At 72.6% G+C, this 19668-nt stretch carries 15 protein-coding genes; 10 read left to right on the top strand and 5 right to left on the bottom strand.

The features are described 5' to 3' along the window. The first annotated feature begins 195 nt into the window (after nt 1-195). From ACTWP8_RS12185 to ACTWP8_RS12145, 9 genes are all read left to right on the top strand, one after another. Nucleotides 196-1905, top strand: coding sequence for a dynamin family protein (locus ACTWP8_RS12185; RefSeq protein ID WP_443322228.1), 1710 nt, complete (start codon nt 196-198; stop codon nt 1903-1905). Nucleotides 1906-1909: 4 nt separating this feature from the next. Continuing rightward, complete coding sequence (locus ACTWP8_RS12180; protein ID WP_443322155.1) at nt 1910-4567, top strand: GTPase; 2658 nt, start codon at nt 1910-1912, stop codon at nt 4565-4567. A gap of 160 nt (nt 4568-4727) precedes the next feature. Beyond that, nucleotides 4728-5183, top strand: a complete 456-nt coding sequence (locus ACTWP8_RS12175; protein WP_443322154.1) for a single-stranded DNA-binding protein — start codon at nt 4728-4730, stop codon at nt 5181-5183. Between the two features lie 361 nt (nt 5184-5544). Continuing rightward, nucleotides 5545-6942 carry an LAETG motif-containing sortase-dependent surface protein gene (locus ACTWP8_RS12170; protein ID WP_443322153.1) on the top strand — a complete coding sequence of 466 codons (1398 nt, stop codon included), beginning with the start codon at nt 5545-5547 and terminating at the stop codon, nt 6940-6942. A gap of 697 nt (nt 6943-7639) precedes the next feature. Next, nucleotides 7640-7900 (top strand): hypothetical protein, encoded by a 261-nt coding sequence (locus ACTWP8_RS12165; protein ID WP_443322152.1) that lies wholly within the window; start codon nt 7640-7642, stop codon nt 7898-7900. Between the two features lie 249 nt (nt 7901-8149). Then, nucleotides 8150-8560, top strand: a complete 411-nt coding sequence (locus ACTWP8_RS12160) for an SHOCT domain-containing protein (RefSeq protein ID WP_443322151.1) — start codon at nt 8150-8152, stop codon at nt 8558-8560. Nucleotides 8561-8891: 331 nt separating this feature from the next. After that, nucleotides 8892-10556, top strand: coding sequence for an energy-dependent translational throttle protein EttA (gene ettA / locus ACTWP8_RS12155; RefSeq protein ID WP_443322150.1), 1665 nt, complete (start codon nt 8892-8894; stop codon nt 10554-10556). Nucleotides 10557-10560: 4 nt separating this feature from the next. After that, complete coding sequence (locus ACTWP8_RS12150) at nt 10561-10992, top strand: acyl-CoA thioesterase (protein ID WP_443322149.1); 432 nt, start codon at nt 10561-10563, stop codon at nt 10990-10992. Next, complete coding sequence (locus ACTWP8_RS12145; protein ID WP_443322148.1) at nt 10989-11840, top strand: hypothetical protein; 852 nt, start codon at nt 10989-10991, stop codon at nt 11838-11840. The genes ACTWP8_RS12150 and ACTWP8_RS12145 overlap by 4 nt, the downstream gene beginning before the upstream one ends. Nucleotides 11841-12044: 204 nt before the next feature. Here the strand turns inward: ACTWP8_RS12145 and ACTWP8_RS12140 are convergent, their stop codons facing one another. Both ACTWP8_RS12140 and ACTWP8_RS12135 read right to left on the bottom strand, forming a co-directional pair. Continuing rightward, on the bottom strand, nt 12045-13298 hold the full coding sequence (locus tag ACTWP8_RS12140) for a cytochrome P450 family protein (RefSeq protein ID WP_443322147.1): 1254 nt from the start codon (nt 13296-13298) through the stop codon (nt 12045-12047). A gap of 142 nt (nt 13299-13440) precedes the next feature. Next, complete coding sequence (locus ACTWP8_RS12135; RefSeq protein ID WP_443314765.1) at nt 13441-13845, bottom strand: globin; 405 nt, start codon at nt 13843-13845, stop codon at nt 13441-13443. Nucleotides 13846-13959: 114 nt separating this feature from the next. Here ACTWP8_RS12135 and ACTWP8_RS12130 point away from each other — a divergent pair, with 114 nt between their 5' ends. Beyond that, the gene (locus ACTWP8_RS12130) at nt 13960-14958 is read left to right on the top strand and encodes a methyltransferase domain-containing protein (RefSeq protein ID WP_443322146.1); all 999 of its coding nucleotides are present in this window, start codon (nt 13960-13962) and stop codon (nt 14956-14958) included. Between the two features lie 246 nt (nt 14959-15204). On the opposite strand, the gene ACTWP8_RS12125 is transcribed toward ACTWP8_RS12130, so the two are convergent. The 3 genes from ACTWP8_RS12125 to ACTWP8_RS12115 form a co-directional block, all read right to left on the bottom strand. Beyond that, complete coding sequence (locus ACTWP8_RS12125) at nt 15205-16464, bottom strand: FHA domain-containing protein (protein ID WP_443322145.1); 1260 nt, start codon at nt 16462-16464, stop codon at nt 15205-15207. A gap of 78 nt (nt 16465-16542) precedes the next feature. Further along, entirely contained in the window at nt 16543-17907 is a 1365-nt protein-coding gene (locus ACTWP8_RS12120; protein ID WP_443322144.1) for a vWA domain-containing protein, read from the bottom strand. Between the two features lie 48 nt (nt 17908-17955). Next, entirely contained in the window at nt 17956-19665 is a 1710-nt protein-coding gene (locus tag ACTWP8_RS12115; protein ID WP_443322143.1) for a protein phosphatase 2C domain-containing protein, read from the bottom strand. Between the last annotated feature and the right edge of the window lie 3 nt (nt 19666-19668).

Genomic DNA, 19668 nt, shown 5'->3' with positions numbered 1-19668 from the left:
GGTGAAGCGGTCCGATAATCGCAGGCAGGTACGAATCCTGCACCGTTTTCCGCGCCCCCGCCATGCGGTGTTGTGCACTCGTTATGCCTGAGCCCCGGGCGTCACACGCGTACCGCGTTGCTCCGGTCGGCGCGCAGGGGTCAGCATACGCTTCAAAAAGGCGCCAAAATTGGGCATTCTTCGCATGTGGCGATCATGGACGTACGGCCTCAGATGCTCGAAGCACTGTCCGCACTGCGCGACCGTGTCGCCGCCGCACGCTTTCCGCTCGCGCTGCCGGGCGCGGCTCGGGCCCGGCGTGACCGCGCTGAACTCCTCGCTCAGCTCGACGACTACCTGATTCCCCGGCTGCACGCCCCCGACGCCCCGCTCGTCGCCGTCATCGGCGGATCCACCGGCGCCGGGAAGTCCACGCTCGTCAACTCGCTCGCGGGCCGCCAGGTCAGCGCGGCCGGGGTGCTGCGCCCCACCACCCGTACGCCGGTGCTCGTCTGCCACCCGGACGACCACCACTGGTTCGCCGGGCAGCGGGTGCTGCCCGGCTTCACGCGCGTGTGGACGCCGACCGTGCCCGGGCGCCACCCCGGACCCGGCGCCATGAAGGACGGGAAAGGCCTCGCGGGCGGTGCCGCCGGCAACGGCTCCGGCACCTACGGCCCGTATGAGACGTACGACGACGAGAGGTACGGCGAAGAGCCGGGCGCCGCGTCCGACGGCGGCCCGCCCGCGCTGCGGATCGAGACCGTCGACACCGTCCCGCCCGGCCTCGCCCTCCTCGACGCCCCGGACATCGATTCCCTCGTCTCCCGCAATCGCGAGCTCGCCGCCGAGCTCATCTGCGCCGCCGACATCTGGGTCATGGTCACCACCGCGACCCGGTATGCCGACGCTGTGCCCTGGCACCTGCTGCGCACGGCCAAGGAGTACGACGCCACGCTCGTCACTGTCCTCGACCGCGTACCGCACCAGGTCGTCACCGACGTCTCCCGGCAGTACGGCGCGCTGCTCGACAAGGCCGGGCTCGGGGACGTACCCCGGTTCACCATCCCCGAGCTGCCCGAGTCCACGGGTGCGGGCAGCGGGCTCCTGCCCGCCAGCGCCGTGGCCGGCCTCTGGGAGTGGCTCGTCCGGCACGCCCAGGACCCGGGCGCCCGCGCCGCCGCCGTGGCCCGCACCGCGCGCGGCGTGCTCGCCTCGCTGAACGCCCGGCTGCCCGGGCTCGCCGGAGCGGCCGCCGCCCAGCACGCGGCCGCGTTGCGGCTGGCGCACTGCGTCGAGGAGGCGTACGCGCAGGCGGCCGATCGGGTCCGCCGGGACATCGTCGGGGGCGGGGTCCTCGCGGGCAACGCCCTCACCCGCTGGCGCGGCTACCCCCAGGACAGCGGCGCCGCCGAGTTCCTCGACGCCCTCGCCGACAGCCTGACCGCCCTGATGTGCTGCGCGATCGCCGATGCCGACGAGCGCACCGAGCGGGCATGGCGCGCGGACCGGGCAGGCGCGGGGGCGTACGAGCCGGGCAGCGCGCCCGCGGAGGGCGCCGCCGCCCGGATCGGGGTCGCGGTACGGCGCTGGCGGCGCTGTCTCGAGGAACTGGCCGACGAGGAGGTCCGCGCCCTGGAACGCCCAGCGAACGCGGACCCCGACCGGACCGCCGTCCTCCTGGCAGCGGTGCTGCTGGGCGCGGACCGGGGCCGTGCGGCGGGGGAGACCCTCGCCGAAACACTCGGCGCACAATGCGCCGTACGGCTCCGGGACCGGGGTGGGCAGCTGCTCGCCGAGTGCCTGGACGGACTCCTGAGAGGCGAACGCGACCGCCGCCTGGCCCCGCTGGACGCCCTGGACGTCACCCCCGAGCAGCAGGCCGCACTGATCGCCGCGCTGTCCGTACTGCAGAAGGAGAGGTGACGCGGTGACCTCCGCCGCCGACCGCCCAGGCGACCCCCGGCGTCCGTCGGACCGCCCAGGGGACGGCTCCGGCCAGGGCCCCGGCCCTGGAACTGGAGCTGGACCTGACCGCGAGGCCGTCGACCCGTACCCGTACCCCTATCCCTACCCATACCCGTACCCGGCGGGCGGAGCCGTGGAGCCACCGCCCGCGCAGTGGGCCGGACTTCCGCCGCTGGAGGGGGCCGGGGCCGCGTACGGGGCTGGGGGCGAGCAGCCTGCGTACGGGCGTGAGTCTTGGTACGGGCCTGGGGCCACGTACGGGCATGGGGGTGCTGACGCGGCCGCATATCAGGGCTCGGCGGCGTATCAGGACTCCGCCGCCTATAGGGGCGGCAGTCACGCACCCCTTCACGCGCCCGCGCCCGACTACCCATACGCGGGGTACGCGCCCGCGCCCGACTACGCCCCTGCGCGGGGTACGGAGCCGCGGGTGGTGGAGGGGTACGCGGAGGGCAGTGCGCCACTCGCCGGTCCCGGCCCCGAAGGCGGCCCCGGCCCGGGCCCCGGCCCCGGCCCTGGCACCGAAGGGGGCCCCGGTCCCGACCCCGAGGCCGAGCAGACGGGACCGTGGGACGACGGCCTCATCGCCAGACGGGCACGGGACGCGGCGGACACCGCGTACTACCGGGCGGCCCGGCGGACCGAATCCGGCACCTCTCTGTGGGAGAGCGACAACACCTCGCCCGGAGGCCCGAGGGCAGAGCCGCACCCCGGCACAGGCCGCTCTGCACTCGCGCATGGCACGCCCGGCGCCCCGCATCCTCCGTATCCCTCGCATCACCGGCATCCCGCCCAGCGCGTCGGCTTCAGCCGTGCGCTGCGCCAGCGGCTCGAGGCACTGCGCGAGCTCGTCGGGCTCTCGCGCGCCCGCCTCGACGCGCGGGCGCTCGCCGAGCCCTCCCGCGTCCTGGAGGAGGCGGCCGCCCGGCACCGGCTCTCCCTCGACCACACCGTCGTCGCCATCGCCGGGGCATCCGGTAGCGGTAAGTCGACCCTCTTCAACGCCCTTGCCGGAGCGCCCCTTTCGGAGGCGGGCGTTCGCCGGCCGACCACCTCGGCGGCCATGTCCTGCACCTGGTCCGAAGGCGCGGACGGGCTGCTGGACCGCCTCGGTATCCCGCCCCGGCTGCGCCGCCGCCCGCAGCGGGTGCACGACTCGGCGCTGCGCGGACTCGTTCTGATCGACCTGCCCGACCACGACTCGGCCGTGAGCGGGCGGCGGGAGCAGGTCGACCGGCTCCTGGGACTCGTCGACGCGGTGGTGTGGGTCGTCGACCCGGAGAAGTACGCGGACGCGGTGCTGCACGAACGCTATCTGCGGCCGCTCGCCGGGTACTCCGAGGTCACCTTCGTCGTCCTCAACCAGATCGACCGGCTGCCCGGGGACGCCACCGACCAGGTGCTCGACGACCTGCGGCGGCTGCTGGACGAGGACGGGCTCGCGCTCGGCGAGCACGGCGAGCCCGGGGCGGCCGTCCTGCCCGTCTCCGCCCTGACCGGCGAGGGAGTCGGCGAACTCCGCTGCAGAATCGGCCAGTTGGTATCGGAGGGCACGGCCGCCGAGCGCAGGCTGGTCGCGGACGTCGACGGCGCCGCCGAGCGGCTGCGCCCGGTCTACCTGGCCGACGGGCGGCCGGGGCTCACCGAACAGGCGCGCGCGGACTTCGAGGACCGGCTGGCGGACGCGGTGGGCGCGGTGGCCGCTGGGCAGGCGGCGGAGCGCGAGTGGCTGCGGTACGCGGAGCTGGCCTGCGGCGCGCCCTCGGCGCGGCTGCGCCGGTGGTACGAGGTGAAGCGCTCGTCTGCGCGGGCCCGGGGGCGGGCTCGTGACCGGGCCAAAGATCCGCTCTCGGGCGCGATCCCGGCGTCTGGGTCTACGTCTGTGTCTGCGTCTGCGCCTGCGTTGGCATCGGGTTCGGGTTCGGGTTCAGCGTCGATTCCGGCTCCGGCTCCGGGCTCGGCTTCGGCTGCCGGGGAGGCCGTAGCGGGCATGGGGGCGCGCGTGGGCGTGGGCACGGGGGGCGCTGTGGGCGTGGAGGCGGCGATCGGGGCCGAGGCGGTGCAGCAGGCGCCGCGCACCGCCCGCGCGATGGTGGAGCAGGCCGTACGGACGCTGGCCGACGAGGCGTCGGCAGGGCTGCCGGTGGCCTGGTCCCAGGCGGTGCGCGAGGCCGCGGTCCGCGGCGCGGAGCGGCTGCCCGACGCGCTGGACCAGGCGGCCACCGTCCAGGCGGCCGGTACGGCGCGGCCGTCGGGGCCCGGCTGGTGGTCGGTCGCATCGGTGCTGCAGGGCCTGCTGCTGGTGCTCCAAGTCGTGGGCGGACTCTGGCTGGTGGCGTCCGTGGCGAGCGGCCCCGGTGACGGCTGGATGCTGCCCGCCCTGCTGATGGCGATCGGCGTGACGGGCGGGCCCGCAGTGGCGTGGGTCTGCCGGCTGGCTGCTCGGGGGCCGGCCCGGCGGTACGGGCACGAGGCGGAGCGGCGGCTGCGGGATGCGGCGGCGTCGTGCGGGCGGGCGCGCGTGCTGGAGCCGGTGGCAGCGGAGCTGCTGCGCTACCGGGAATTGCGGGACCAGTACCTGGTCGCGGCGGGTGGTCCCACACACGCGACGCTCCTGTAGCCGGTGTAGCGGGAGTCCTCGCGGGAGCCGTGCCGTCGGGCAAGTCACCCATCACGGTGACGGAGTTGTCCACAACCGGCCGTCCATCCACAGGCATCGGCGAGTGTCCGCGATCGCGTGCAGCATGGTGCGTGGGACGAACGAGCGCCGGGGGGCGGACATGGGATTCGAGACGGGATCGGACCTGGGATCGGGCATCGGGTCGGGCATGGGGGCGGACATGAGCGAGACGGCCGTGACGGTGGTGGGCAACGCGGCGACGCAGGTGGACTTGTGGGAGACGGGCGAAGGCGTTCCGAGGGTGCGGTTCAGACTGGCGGCGACCGCCCGCCGCTGGGACCGGTGGCGGCAGGGCTGGACCGCTGGGCACACCAGCTACTACATGGTGTGGGCCTCGCACGCGCTGGCCGCGAACATCGCCACGTCCGTGACGGTGGGTGAACCTCTCGTCGTCCAGGGGTGGTTGCGAGTGCGGGAGGAGGAGCACGACGGTCGGCCGCGGCTGTCGGCTGATATCGACGCGACGGCGGTGGGACACGATCTGGCGTGCGGTACCACGGTGTTCCGCCGGGTCTCGGTGGCGAACCCGGCGCTGACGGCACCAATAGGTGGCTAGTTGCGCGTGGTTGATGGCTGAGGACTGATGGCAAGTGGCTGGGAGCACTGGACTGGTGCTGGCGCCTGCGTGGCTGCCGCACAGACCGGCCGTCCGCTTCGCGGCCTGTGATCCACTGCGACCCGCAATGGGCGGGTTGCCGAACTGACGCCGAATCAGCCGGTTTTAGCGTGCGGATTTGTCGATGATCCCAGGTCAGCAGGGGTCTTGGCGATAACGATTCCGATTCGGATCGGTTGTCGCGTGTGATTGGTGGGGACGCTGTTGCGCTTTATCCCTAGGATCCGACCGTACTCACGGGGGCTCTTGAGTTTGCAAGCGGGGCGCATCCCCCCACGTCGCCTCGCCCGGAGGGGAATCCATGATTTCTGTACGCAGGCGTGGCTCTGCCCGCCTCGCCGCCGCGGTGCTGGCCTCCGGCCTGGTCGCCGCTGGCGTGATGGCCACCGCGGGTCCGGCCGCCGCCGACGACGCCGCCCCGAGCTCGGGTGGTGCGACCGCCACCCTTGATGGCCTGAAGATTTTCGACCAGGCGGTCATCAACCACGACGGCGGCAAGCAGAAGGTCGGTGCCGGGCTCTTCGAGATGACCGTCGACGGCGGCGGCACGCTCCAGACGTACTGCATCGACATCCACAACCCGACGCAGAGCAAGGCGCAGTACCAGGAGAAGCCCTGGAGTGCCACGTCGCTGCACAACAACGCCGACGCGGGCAAGATCCGTTGGATCCTGCAGAACTCGTACCCGCAGGTGAACGACCTCAGCAAGCTCGCTGCCGCCGCCGACTCCGGCACGCTGACCGAGAAGACCGCGGCCGCCGGCACCCAGGTCGCGATCTGGCGGTTCTCCGACCAGGCGGAGGTCGAGGCGGTCGACCCCGCGGCGGAGAAGCTCGCCGACTACCTCCAGAAGAGCGCCCAGGACCTCGAGGAGCCGAAGGCGTCGCTGACGCTCGACCCGCCGGCGGTGTCCGGCAAGGCCGGTGACCGGCTCGGCCCGATCACGGTCCACACCGACGCCGCCAGCGTGACGGTCAGCCCCGATCCGGTGTCCGAGGCGACCGGCGTCAAGGTCGTCGACAAGGCGGGCAAGGTCGTCACCAGCGTCGCCAACGGCGGGCAGCTGTTCTTCGACGTGCCGGCCGGCACCCCCGACGGCTCGACCTCGCTGACCGCCCAGGCCACCACCACCGTTCCGGTCGGCCGGGCCTTCGCCAGCGACACCAAGAGCCAGACCCAGATCCTCGCCGGCTCCAGCGAGAGCACCGTCTCCGCCACCGCGACCGCGAACTGGGCGAAGAAGGGGCCGATCCCGGCGCTGTCCGCGGAGAAGAACTGCGCCAAGGGCGGTGTGGACGTCACGGCCTCCAACCAGGGGGACGAGCCGTTCACCTTCGAGCTGGACGGGATCAAGCACACCATCGAGGCGGGCAAGTCCGAGACCGTCACCGTCCCGGTGAAGGAGGACCAGGCCTACGACTTCACGATCAACGGTCCGAACGGGTTCGAGAAAAACTTCTCCGGCGTCCTGGACTGCAAGACCGCCGAGACCCCCGGTGACCAGCCCTCCTCCGAGCCGAGCCCGGCCACGGCCGGCGGCTCCTCCGAGGGTTCCACCGGCGGCGGGGACGACCTCGCCGAGACCGGCAGCAGCAGCGCCACCCCGGTGATCGCGGGCATCGCCATCGCCCTCCTCGTGGCCGGCGGCGGCACGGTCTTCTTCCTCCGCAAGCGGAAGTCCACGGCGGCGGGCGAGTGATCGCTCACCCGTAGCCGTGCGAGCGCGGAGGCCGGGACCCAGAAGGTCCCGGCCTCCAGTGCGTGCCGGGCGTCCTGACCTCCCGCCCAAAGCGGGTCGCCGTGGTTCCGGCCTCCGTGCTCGTATGGGGTTCCCGGCCTCCCGCCCCTAGCGGGTCGCTGGGGCCCGGCCTACGTCCCGTAACGGTCCCGGCCTCCACCCGTCCGCCGCCGGGCCGATGCCCAAGCCGCGTCCGGCCGGGGCCTCCAGGACGTTGGAGAGGTACGGAGCAAGCGCGTCCAAGGCGGGATCACGGTACTGCTCAACGAGGATATTGGCAGGCGAGGAGCCAGCTCGATTCGTGGTCAGCGTAAGGGGCCATGATCTCTCGCCCCAAGGGCCAGACCTCGAACTCTCTCCACCGACCTACGGTGATCGCTCAGCCGCGCGTGCCCGCTGCAGGCCCGATGAGGCGCGGAAGCGCGGGTCACCACGGGGCCACCCCGTCACGGCGAAACGACAACGGCCACTGACCGTTCTTGCTGGTCAGGGGCCGTTGTCTTCACGATGGCGGTTGCAGGTCCGAACCTGCGTAGGCGTAAGCCCGACAGATTCGCAGCTCGCCGACTTCGTCAGCCATGGCGCATACGGACTGACGCGCGGTGCCTTCGGTAGCGAGCCACCCGGTGACGGAGGGACGCTGGATGGAGGGGGAAGCGTGATTGAGAGGCATCCCATGGCTCGGACCAGTACAGACCGGCGGCCGCGCACGTCATTCTTCTCCCGTCCAGGTGTCCGCCGCCTCGCCCCGTTCGCTCTGATCACCGCAATCGCCTTGATCTTCATCTTCGAGAACCGCGCCAGCGTCAACATCCGCCTTCTCATTCCAGAGGTGACCATGCCACTCTGGGGCGCCCTTCTGATTGCCTGGGGTCTCGGCATGCTCGCCTGGGCATTTACTCTGCGACGACGCCGCTGAATCACCCGGGGAGTCGGAAACTCTCTCCCTCGACCCTGACGCGGCGAGGCGAGGAGGCAGCGTGTTCCTCCTCGATGGCGGCTGCGATATCCCCAGCTCGTGGCCGAGGATCCATGCCTTCACCATGGCATCATCGGCTCCGCAATTGTGGCTTCCCGCCCAGTTCTCTGTTTCACCTGCTGCGGGTGAGATCGACGGACGTACGGTGGAAAACGACAGGGACAAGCTTGTAAGGCGGCGAGAAGAACGATGGCCGACCAAGTGCAACTGGCATACGACTACCCAGTCCTAGGTGCTTTCTGGACCGTTATGTGGATCTTCCTGTGGATCCTGTGGCTGGTGGTGCTGTTCCGCGTTATCACCGACATCTTCCGCGACCGTGAGATGGGAGGGTGGGGTAAGGCAGGCTGGCTTCTCTTCGTCCTGTTCCTGCCGTTCCTCGGCGTCCTCGTCTACGTGATCGCGCGTGGCCGCAGAATGGGCGAGCGCGAGAGGCAGGAGGTGCAGGAGCGACAGCAGGCGCTCGACGCCTACATCCGGCAGACCGTCAGCAGCGGTGGCACGGGTGCGGACGAGCTGGCCAAGCTCTCCGCCCTCAAGGACAAGGGCGAGCTCTCCGAGGACGAGTTCCAGCGGGCCAAGGAGAAGGTGCTGCATTGAGCCGGAGGATGCTCGGCGCGGGCACCCTCACCGATTCCGGGCGCGCGCAGACAGTCGTGAGCGTTCACTCGCGCTGCCGTGCGCCCTGCGGGGCTTCGTCCGCGGAGCCAGCAGGGGCGATAGTCGGCAGGCATGCGGCCCCGGACCGTCTCTGGGCCGTGCGAGGTCGGCCGCGGGTGACCAACAACGACAGGTGACCAGGGAGGCGGCTCGGCGGTGGTCCAGGTCAGGGCCCCGCGCACCGTCCCCGAGGTACTCGTTTTCATCGCGCGCTGGACGTACGGCAAGATGGGGTGTATCTGCCCACTCATCGATTGCCGGACGGTTTCTCTTGGCTGAGTTCATCTACACCATGCGCAAGGCGCGCAAGGCGCACGGCGACAAGGTGATCCTCGACGACGTCACGCTGAGCTTCCTGCCCGGCGCGAAGATCGGCGTGGTCGGACCGAACGGCGCCGGGAAGTCGACGGTCCTCAAGATCATGGCCGGGCTCGAGCAGCCGTCCAACGGCGACGCGTTCCTCACGCCCGGCTACAGCGTCGGCATGCTCCTTCAGGAGCCCCCGCTCGACGAGTCCAAGACCGTGCTGGAGAACGTCCAGGACGGCGTCGCCGACACCATCGGCAAGGTCAAGCGGTTCAACGAGATCGCCGAGCAGATGGCGACCGACTACTCCGACGCGCTGCTCGACGAGATGGGCAAGCTCCAGGAGGAGCTGGACCACGCGAACGCCTGGGACCTCGACACCCAGCTCGAGCAGGCCATGGACGCCCTCGGCTGCCCGCCCGGCGACTGGCCCGTCACCAACCTCTCCGGTGGTGAGAAGCGCCGCGTCGCGCTGTGCAAGCTGCTGCTCGAAGCCCCCGACCTGCTGCTCCTCGACGAGCCGACCAACCACCTGGACGCCGAGTCCGTCCAGTGGCTGGAGCAGCACCTCGCGAAGTACCCGGGCACCGTCGTCGCCGTCACCCACGACCGCTACTTCCTCGACAACGTGGCCCAGTGGATCCTCGAGCTCGACCGCGGCCGCGCCCACCCGTACGAGGGCAACTACTCCACGTACCTCGACAAGAAGGCCTCGCGCCTCAAGGTCGAGGGCCAGAAGGACGCCAAGCGGGCCAGGCGCCTGAAGGAAGAGCTGGAGTGGGTCCGCTCCAACGCCAAGGGCCGCCAGGCCAAGTCCAAGGCGCGCCTGACCCGTTACGAGGAGATGGCGGCGGAGGCCGAGAAGACCCGGAAGCTGGACTTCGAGGAGATCCAGATCCCGCCGGGCCCGCGCCTGGGCAACGTCGTGGTCGAGGTCGAGAACCTCTCCAAGGCGTTCGGCGAGAAGGTCCTCATCGACGACCTCTCCTTCACCCTGCCGCGCAACGGCATCGTCGGCATCATCGGCCCCAACGGCGCCGGCAAGACCACCTTGTTCAAGATGATCCAGGGCATGGAGCAGCCGGACGCCGGCACGATCAAGGTCGGCGACACCGTCAAGATCTCCTACGTCGACCAGACCCGCGCCAACATCGACCCGAAGAAGACGCTGTGGGCCGTCGTCTCCGACGAGCTGGACTACATCAACGTCGGCCAGGTCGAGATGCCTTCGCGGGCGTACGTCTCCGCGTTCGGCTTCAAGGGCCCGGACCAGCAGAAGCCGGCCGGCGTCCTCTCCGGCGGTGAGCGCAACCGTCTCAACCTGGCGCTCACCCTCAAGCAGGGCGGCAACCTGCTGCTCCTCGACGAGCCGACCAACGACCTCGACGTCGAGACGCTCTCGTCGCTCGAGAACGCGCTGCTGGAGTTCCCCGGCTGCGCCGTGGTCGTCTCCCACGACCGCTGGTTCCTCGACCGCATCGCGACCCACATCCTCGCCTACGAGGGCGACTCCAAGTGGTTCTGGTTCGAGGGCAACTTCGAGTCGTACGAGAAGAACAAGATCGAGCGCCTCGGCCCGGACGCGGCGCGCCCGCACCGCGCCACGTACAAGAAGCTGACCCGGGGCTGAGCGCGTGGCCCGTCACGTCTACGCCTGCCCCCTGCGCTGGTCGGACATGGATGCGTTCGGTCACGTGAACAACGCGGTCTTCGTCCGGTACCTGGAGGAGGCGCGGATCGACTTCATGTGGCGCCTGGCGCCGGGGGAAGGCAGCTCGTCCTTCACCGGCGGCTCGGTGGTGGCCCGCCACGAGATCGACTATCTGCGGCCACTGGTCCACCGGCACGAGCCGGTCACCGTCGAGGTGTGGGTGACGAAGATCGCCGCGGCCTCGCTGACCGTCGCGTACGAGGTCAAGGACGAGAAGGAGCTGTACGTCCGCGCCTCAACGGTCGTCGTTCCGTTCAACCTTGAGGAGGGGCGGCCGCGGCGGATCACCGCCGAGGAGCGCGCCTTCCTCAAGGAGTACATGGACGACTGCATGGAGGAGGCCGTCGCCGTATGACGGCGCTGCGCCTGGCCGACGCCAGGGAGGCGGCGGATCTCGCCGCCTTCCTCGCCCGGCTGCTGCACTACGACCGCCGCGCGGCGGTACGCCTGCAGGCGGGCGTGGGAGGTCCCCCGCCGCAGGCCGGAGGCGGAGGAGGCGTGCTCGCGGTCTTCGGCCGCCCCGCCTCCTTCGAGGTGCTCGCCATCCGCACCGCCCGGCTGGCCGAGCCGTACGAACTCGACGCCACCGTCTCGGCCGGTCAGCTCGCCGACGCGATCGACGCGGCCACGGCGGCGACAGCGGCGGGGACGTCGGCCGGCGGCGGGCCGGCGGTGACCGTGCCCGAGCCGGTGACCGTGCCCGAGCCGGTCACGGGGCCGCCGTGGGCCGGGGTTCTGCCGCCGCGCAGTGGCTGGCGGCAGGTCGAGGGGCTGCCGGAGCCCGATGACGTCCGGGCGGCGGTCGCGGCGGCCGTCGGCGAATTCCGCGCACGGATCGAGGGCCTCCCCGAGGACCGCCGTACCCGCGCCGAACTCGACCGCATCGGCCGCGAGATCTGGTCCCGCACTCTGGGCGCCACCGAGCTTCCGCTGCGCGCCGTCCACGCCGCCCAGTCGCTGGGCTTCCTGCGGCGGCTCCCGGCCGGGGCGGCGGCCGCGGGGCGCGGGGCGGGGCGTGGTGGGGCGGCCGTACCGGTTCCGCGCGGCAATGGTGCGCCGACGGCTCTTGCGCAGAGGCCGCCGGAGACGGAGACGCTGGCGCTGTTCTCGACGGGCAGCTGGCTCCGTCTGCGCACGCCCTACGGCTCGATCGCCGTTCGCCGTACGGCTCTCGCGCCGGGACTTGCCGTCACCCCTGCGTGACCGGCTTTGCCTCCACGTTCCCGGCTCCCGCGCCATTGAGCCGCAGTTCTTCGCCGAGACAACGGTGCGCAACCCGCCGTCGGGGTTCCCGCCTCGTACGCGGCTGCATGCCGGTGGTCGGGTTGTGCCCACCCTCCCCCATAGCCTGAACGGCATGGGGGCACCCCCATCGCCCCTGCGGAACGACTGCCCACACGGGGTGGGTCAGTCGGAGGGTGCGGCTGTGACCGGTAGGCGGCGGGGGCCTCGGACCAATAGGCCCGGGCGGTACGGGAGTTGTGTCGGCTCCGCTGCAAGGCGCATGCCCGGGAAGGCGGCGAAGAGCCGAGGCAGGGCGGTCGCCGCCTCCAGCCTGGCCAGGCGGGACCCGACGCAGAAGTGCGGGCCGTGTCCGAAGGCGACGTGGGGCGCTGCGCGTTCGGGCCCGGCCCCGTAGCGGTCCGGGCGGAAGGCGTTCGGGTCCGGGAAGCGGGACGGGTCGCGGTTGGCGGACGCGAGGACCGCGAGGACCGAGGCCCCCGCCGGGATGCGGGCGCCGGCGCCGAGGTCCACCGCCTCGGTCGTACGCCGCCAGGTCGTGCCTTCCAGCGGACTCGCGTGCCGCAGCGCCTCCTCCACGACCGCCGCCCACCGGTCGGGACCCTCCCGGCGCGCCGCCGCGAGCTCGTGCGGATGTGTGAGCAGCAGCAGCGACGCCGAGGCCAGCAGGTTCATCGTGGTCTCGTAACCCGCGAAGAGCAGCAGGAAGGCCATGGCCAGCAGTTCGCCGTCGTCGAGACCGCCCTCCGACGAGTCGTGCACCAGCGCGCTGAACAGGTCCCCGCCCGGCGCCCGCCGCTTCTCGGCGATCAGCCCGGTGAAGTAGCCGTACAGCCGCGTCCACGCCTCGTCGACCGCACCCTGCTCGAGGGCGTCCGCAGGCGACCCCACCCGGTACGTCCACGCGCGCAGGGCGTCGCGGTCGGCCTCCGGCACTCCCAGCACCTCGCCGATCACCAGCACCGGCAGCGGGAACGCGAAGGCGTCGACGAGGTCCGCGGAGCCGTCCCGGTCCAGCCGCGCGGCGAGATCGCGTACGAGCCCGTCCGTGAGGTCCTCGATGCGCGGCCGCAGCGCGTCGACCCGGCGCGGTGAGAAGGCCGCGGAGGTGAGCCGGCGGAGGCGGGTGTGGTCCGGGGCGTCGGAGTTGAGCATGTGGCGGGCGAGGCAGGCGCGGGCGCGCTGTGCGGGGGAGTCGGGCTTGGGGCGGCCCGCGGCCTGCGGCGGGACGTTCGAGAACCGGGGGTCGGCGAGCACCGCCCGCGTCTGCTCGTAGCCGGTGACCAGCCAGGCGTGCGTGCCGTTGGCGAGGGCGACCCGCGCCACGGGCCTCTGCGAGCGCAGCGCGGCGTAGTACGGGTACGGATCGCGGGCGAAGGACTCGTCGGCGGGGTCGAGCACCTCGGGCTCGGCTGCCACGGGACAGGCCGGACCGACTACGGCGGGGGCGGCAGGTCCGGCAGGCGCGGCAGGTCCGGCAGGTACGAGGTCGGCTGGGTCGGCTGGGTCGGGCACCCGCCCATCCTGGCAGGTCAGGCAGGCCGGCAGAGTGACCGGGGCCTCAGTCCGCGGTGTTGATCATGGACGCGGCCGCATACTCGAGGTAGCTCCACAGCTGCGCCTCGTGCTCCGGCGCCAGCTCCAGCTCGTCGACCGCGGTGCGCATGTGGCGCAGCCACGCATCGTGCGCGGCCCGGTTCACCGTGAACGGCGCGTGCCGCATCCGCAGCCGCGGGTGCCCGCGGTTGTCGCTGTACGTGCGCGGCCCGCCCCAGTACTGCATGAGGAACAGGGTGAGCCGCTCCTCGGCCGGCCCCAGGTCCTCCTCCGGGTACATCGGCCGCAGCTCCGGATCCCCGGCGACGCCCTCGTAGAAGCGGTGCACCAGCTTGCGGAAAGTCGGCTCCCCACCGACCTGCTCGTAGAAGGTCTGCTCCTGCACCGTGCCACGTGGAATCTCAGTCACCCACCCATGGTCTCAGACACCAGGCCTAGGACCAGGGGCCTCGGTCCTGCCCCTGCTTCAGCCCGCCCGGACACGGGTGTCGCGCCGCGCGGCCGCCCGCAGGACAGTGGAGGCATGACGGAGGCGGCGGACGCAGGGACGGAGGTGGCGGCCGCGGTGGCGCGGGCGGCGCTCGTGCGCACGATCGCCGCCGACGGCTGGCTCGCGGATCCCGCGTGGCGGGCGGCGTTCGAGGATGTGCCGCGCCATCTTTTCGTGCCCTACTACTACGTGCCGGTCAGGGGCGGCTTCGAGCGGCTGTCGTCCGGCAACCCCGACCCGGGCGTACGGGCCCGCTGGCTCTCCGGCGCGTACGCCGACACGCCCCTGGCCATCCGCGTCCGCGACGGCGAGCTCATCTCCTCCAGCAGCCAGCCCTCGCTGATGGCTCGGATGCTGGAGTCGCTGCACGTCCGCGACGGGGACACGGTCCTGGAGATCGGCGCGGGGTCCGGCTACAACGCGGCGCTGCTCGCCCACCGGCTGGGCGAGGACCGGGTCACGACCGTGGACCTCGACCCGGAGATCACCGAGTCCGCCCGCGGCCACCTCGCTGCGGCCGGATACCACCCCGCGGTCGTCACGGGCGACGGGGCGCGCGGCTGCCCGTCGCGCGCTCCTTTCGACCGCATCCTGGCGACCTGCGCGCTGACGTCCGTACCGCGCGACTGGCTCGAGCAGTGCTGGCCGGGCGGGCTCGTCCTGGCTCCGCTCGCGACCGGCCTGCTCGCACTGCTCGTCGACGACCCCGGCCATGCGGAAGGCCGGTTCCTGAACACGCCCGCGTACTTCGTGCCGCTGCGCGACGGGCCCGAACCCCGGCACCGGCCGCAGGACACAGGTCGTACGGACGTCAGCGGGGTCCCGCAACACGTCCTGCGGCACGAGCCGTTCCACTTCCTGCTCAGCCTGACCGCGGGCAGGCTGAAGGCGCGGGAGGCGTACGAGTTGTGGCAGCGCGAACGCCACCCCGAGCACGCCCGCTTCGGCGTCACGGTCCGCGGCGCGCGCCAGTGGGCATGGCTGGACGACCCGTCGGGCCCGGACGCCTGGCCGCTGCTCGGCGACGCCTGAAGCGCCGCTGCCTGCGGCGTGTTCCCCTGACCCGCCCCAGCCCCTGGTTACGGGGCGGGGCGGGATGGGGACGGACCTGCCGGACAATTGTGCACGAAACGGAATCCCCGGCGGGGGCTGGCGCATCGTCGCCGACCGCGGGCCGGTGGTCGGGGTGTGCCCACCCTTCCCATAGCCTGAACGGCATGGGGGCACCCCCATCGCCCCGCGGAACGATTGCCCACAACCGGCCGCCGCAGTCCCGGCTCAGCCCCTGCGGAGCGTGATCGTGGTCCAGGCGCCCACGTGGACGCGGTCGCCTTCCTGGAGCGGTACCGGGACGAAGGGCTGGATCGGGTCCTCCCCGCCGTTGATCGTGGTGCCGTTGGTGGAGTCCTGGTCGACCACCGACCAGGACCCGTCGGGCTGCGCGACGAGCACCGCGTGCTGGTGCGAGACGCCCGGGTCCTCCGGCGGGCGGGACAGGTCGATGTCGGGGGACTCGCCGGTGCTGTGCCGGCGGCGGCCGATGGTGACCTGGCTGCCGGTGAGCGGGAGTTGCTGCGCGGGCGAGTACGCCGGGAGGTTGAGCCCGGCAGCCTCCGGGCCGCTGCGGCCCATCATCGCCATGAAGTACTGGCGGTCCGGGGCCACGACCGCGACCCAGCCGGCCGGCTGGGCGGCCTGCGGCGCGCCCGGTACCTGGCCGGTGCCCGGTCCGGGCCCCGGCGCTGGGGCCTGGGCGGGCGGCTGAAGCGTCCAGTCATCACCGCCACCGCCTCCACCGCCGAAGTCCGGGGCTCCGGACGGCGCCGGGGCCTGCTGCGGGTACGGGCCCTGCGGCGGGACACCGTGCAGCGGCTGCTGTAGTTGCTGCGGGGCCAGCGGCTCGGCCGGGCGGTTGACCTGGGATGGCCGCGAGCTCTGGTAGTCGAAGCCGTCCGGTGACTGGGGCTGCTGCGGCGCCTGGGGTGCCTGCGGTTGCTGCTGCGGCGGCTGGAACAGGCCCGGCGGCTGCATGCCGGGAGACGGCGGGGCCGGCGGCGCGAACGTCGGCGAGTGCGTCAGGAAGTTGTAGCGGCACTCCTCGCAGAACGGCGCCTGCGCCTCGCGCGGCGTACGGCACTGCGGGCACAGCTCCGCCTGCGCGGTGGCGTTCGGGTCGAAACCGGGACCAGCAGCGGGACCGGGCCCAGGACCCGGTCCGGCGCCAGGGCCGTACGGACCGCCCGGCGCCGGGGGCTGGTTCGGGTTCGGGTACCCATAACCGCCTTGCGCCGCGGGCTGGTTCGGGTTCGGGTACCCGTAACCCCCCGGCGAGGGCTGGTTCGGATTCGGGTTCGGATACCCGTAGCCGCCCTCCGGCGCTCCGGGTCCTCCCGGCCCCCCGGGCGCGCCCGGAACCGGCGGGGGCGGGGGTGGCGGCGGGACGGTACCGGCGGGAGCCGCGGCACCGGCCATGTGGTGTCCGCAGACCTCGCACCAGTCGTCGGAACCCGACTGGTGTCCGTTCGGGCAGGTCGGCATGTCGGTGCTTCCCCCTCTCACCTCGGCCCCTCCGGACCGTCTTTCTTGCGTTGCGACTGCTCAGGGACTGTTTCCGGACTACTTCATGACGCGAACCGTCTTCGTCGACCGCGTCTCGAGAGTCATCTCGTCGGCTTCCGCGACCCTCGCCTTCAATCGCACAGTACCTGTCGCCGCGTCGACCACGTCCACCACCTTCGCAAGCAGTTTCGCCGTCTCGGCATTCCCCGAGGCGTTCGCCAGCTGCACGGCCCGGCCCAACTTCGCGGTCGCTCCGTCCCGATCGCCCGACTTGCGGGCATCGATCCCCTGTTGGATGACCTGTGCCAGTTCAGCCTGGCCCGTATAGTGCGCGACCTGCGGGTCGATGGAGGTGGATGAGGCCATGTCGTCCGTCCACACGGCCCGTACGAGCCCCTGCGCCAGGGTCTCCGGCGGGCCGCCGTCCGGCGCCGGCACGATCAGCGAGACCCGGGCGGCCAGCATCTCCTGGCCCACGCCCGCCGCCGGCACCCGTACGCACACGTGATAGTCGCGCGACTCGTCGCCCCACGAGCCCGTCGGATAGTCCCCGGCGCGCGGTCCGGCGTCCGTCCGCCTGCCGGTCAGGTCCTCGACCGTCGGCGCCACCTGCTTCACGAACGCGATGTGCGCGCCCACCGGGGTCCACAGCCGCAGACTCACGTCCGCGACCTCCTTGCCCATCGCGGTCTCCATCATCTGCGTGAAGTCCGCGGCGAGAGCGGCCGGATCGGCCACGATGTCGGCGCTGCCGAGCAGCGCGGAGGCGATCCCGGTGACCTCCTTGACCTCCCAGTCCGTGCCCACGCCGCGCGCGTCGCAGGTGAACCGGCCCGCGCAGGCGTCGAGCGCGGCCTGCAGGTCCTCCGGCGACTCGTGCTCGTTGCGCCCGTCGGTCAGCAGAATGCCGTGGCGGATGAACTCCTGCTGAGGCGAAGACGCATCGGCGGTGGCGAGCAGCCGGTCGGCCAGCCGCAGCCATGTGCCGATGGCCGTGCCGCCGCCCGCGCTCAGCTTGCGCAGCGCCTGCCTGGCCTGGGCGCGCGTGTCCGCGTCTGCGGTCGCCAGACGGCCGCCGCCCGGGTAGACCTCGCTCGCCCGGTGGGTGCCGCTGACGACCGCGAACGCGACGCCGTCCCGCAGGGCGTCGATCGCGGCGGCGGTCGCGTCGCGCGCGTTGCGCATCTTGGTGGGCGGGTAGTCCATGGAGCCGGAGCAGTCGACCATGATGACGACGGCGGCACCGGGCCCGGTGTCCCGGGAGTACGTCCGGGAGGTCAGCGGCATCCCGCCGGTCGTGCCGCCGCCGGTGGCGGTGACGGTGACGATGGCGTTCACCTCGCGGCCGCCCTCCGAGAGGTACACGTTCTGGTACACCTCGGCCGAGAACCGCGGCACGTTCGACTTGGAGAAGTTGGCCATCCGGTACGCCCCCCACGCATGATGCCTGAAGCTGAATCGCGGTGTCGCTCAGGCCGATCCTGCCCCCGCGGCGGGGGAGGGGAACGGCACCACGGCCACTGTTACGTTGTCGTGGCCCCCGCCGTCCAGCGCGTAACCCACCAGTGTCCTGGCGCTGTGCAGCGGCCGGGCGCGGGCGTCGGCCGGTACGGCCAGGGCCATCTCGTCCGCGCCCTCCGCGTAGTTCCACAGCCCGTCGGTGCAGACCACGACCACGCCCGGCCGGTCCGGCTTGAACGACGCGGTGTGCGGCTCGAGTTCGTACGCGTCGGCGCCGAGCCAGCCGGTGATCGCGTGCGCGCGCTCGTCCGCGTACGCCTCGGCCTCCGACATCAGGCCCGTGGCCACCATCTGGGCGGCCCAGGAGTCGTCCTCGGTCAGCCGCGCGGCCGTGGCCGTACGGTCGTCCGGCACCCAGTACGCCCGGCTGTCGCCGATCCAGCCGACCGTGAGGATGCCGGAGGCGACGATGGCCGAGACGATGGTGCAGGCGGGGGCGTTCTCGTGGTGGCGGTGCGGGTCGTGCTCCTGCGGCTGGTTCGGCGCGGCCGCAAGGGAGTTGACGGCTTCGGCGGCGGCCAGGATCGCGTCGTGCATCGCCTGCTGCGGGTGCGTGCCGCACGGGAGGGCGGCGAGGAGCGACTCGCTCGCGGCGTCGGACGCCGCCTGCGAAGCCTCGTCGGGCCGCGTCGCCGACGACACGCCGTCGCAGACGACGGCGACGACGGCGGGCGAGCTGTCGGGCAGCGCGGTGGCGGACACGGCGAACGCGTCCTCGTTGCGGTGGTGCCGCAGCCCGCGATCGCTGACGGCCGCGACGCTGTCGAGCACCTGCTCCATGTGGTCCCGCTTACGGGGCTGAGCGTGCCCGCAGTGCCCGCAGTAGCCGTCGTGGTCGACGACTCCGGCCCGGCAGGCGACGCAGGTCTCGCCCGTGCTCGCGCCCGCGCGCCCTTCCGCGGCAGCGGGATCGGCCGCCGCGCCGCCCGGGGTGTCGTCCACCGTCCGCGGGGGCGCGGCGAGTCCGTACGCATCGGTGGTCCGCGGATCGACGGGCGCACCGCCGTGCCCGCTCTCCGCGGCGGGAGACGCCAATGGGTAGTCCTCGGCGCCGGCGGTCCGGCCGCCGGACGACGGCTCCCCTCCGGCATCCGCCGGCTCCCGGTCCTCGGGCGCGGATGCGGGGGCGGCCGCGGCCGCGGCCGAGCCGTGAGACACGGCTGCCGCGCCCCGAGGCGGAGGCGGTGTCGGTGCCGAGTCAGCGCTCGCCAAGTCCTCGGGTGCGTGGGCTTCCTGGGCGGCGGACGGGATGCCCGCGCCATGTGGGGGTCCTGCCGCGGGGGCCGTACCCTCCGTTGTCGGTGGATGATCCGGCAGTGGGGGAACCGCGGTGCCGTCCGGGAGCCGGGTGCCCGGCACCGGGGGAGGTAGCGCCCGTTCGCCCTGGCCGAGCGGCTGCGTCGACGACGGAGCGGAGGCACTCCCGCTCTCCGTACCGGCCGGCCCGGCGGCGCCGTCCGGGGCCGTCGGTGCGTGGCCGGGCCGCGGCGGGGCAGCGGAGGCGGCGCGGGCCGGGGCGGCCGCCGGGCGGTCGGCCGGTGGCTGCGGCGCGGACGAGAGGTCGGTTCCGCATGCGCCGCAGAAGTTGTCACCCGACTCCAGCGGCTCGTCGCAGCGCGGGCAGGCGGACAGCTGAGGCACCTGGGGCATCTGCGACATCAC

The sequence above is a fragment of the Streptomyces sp. 7N604 genome (assembly GCF_052245475.1).
Taxonomy (GTDB): Bacteria; Actinomycetota; Actinomycetes; order Streptomycetales; family Streptomycetaceae; genus Streptomyces.
Note: the sequence above shows the minus strand (reverse complement) of the source record. Positions and strands in the feature narration are given on the sequence as shown.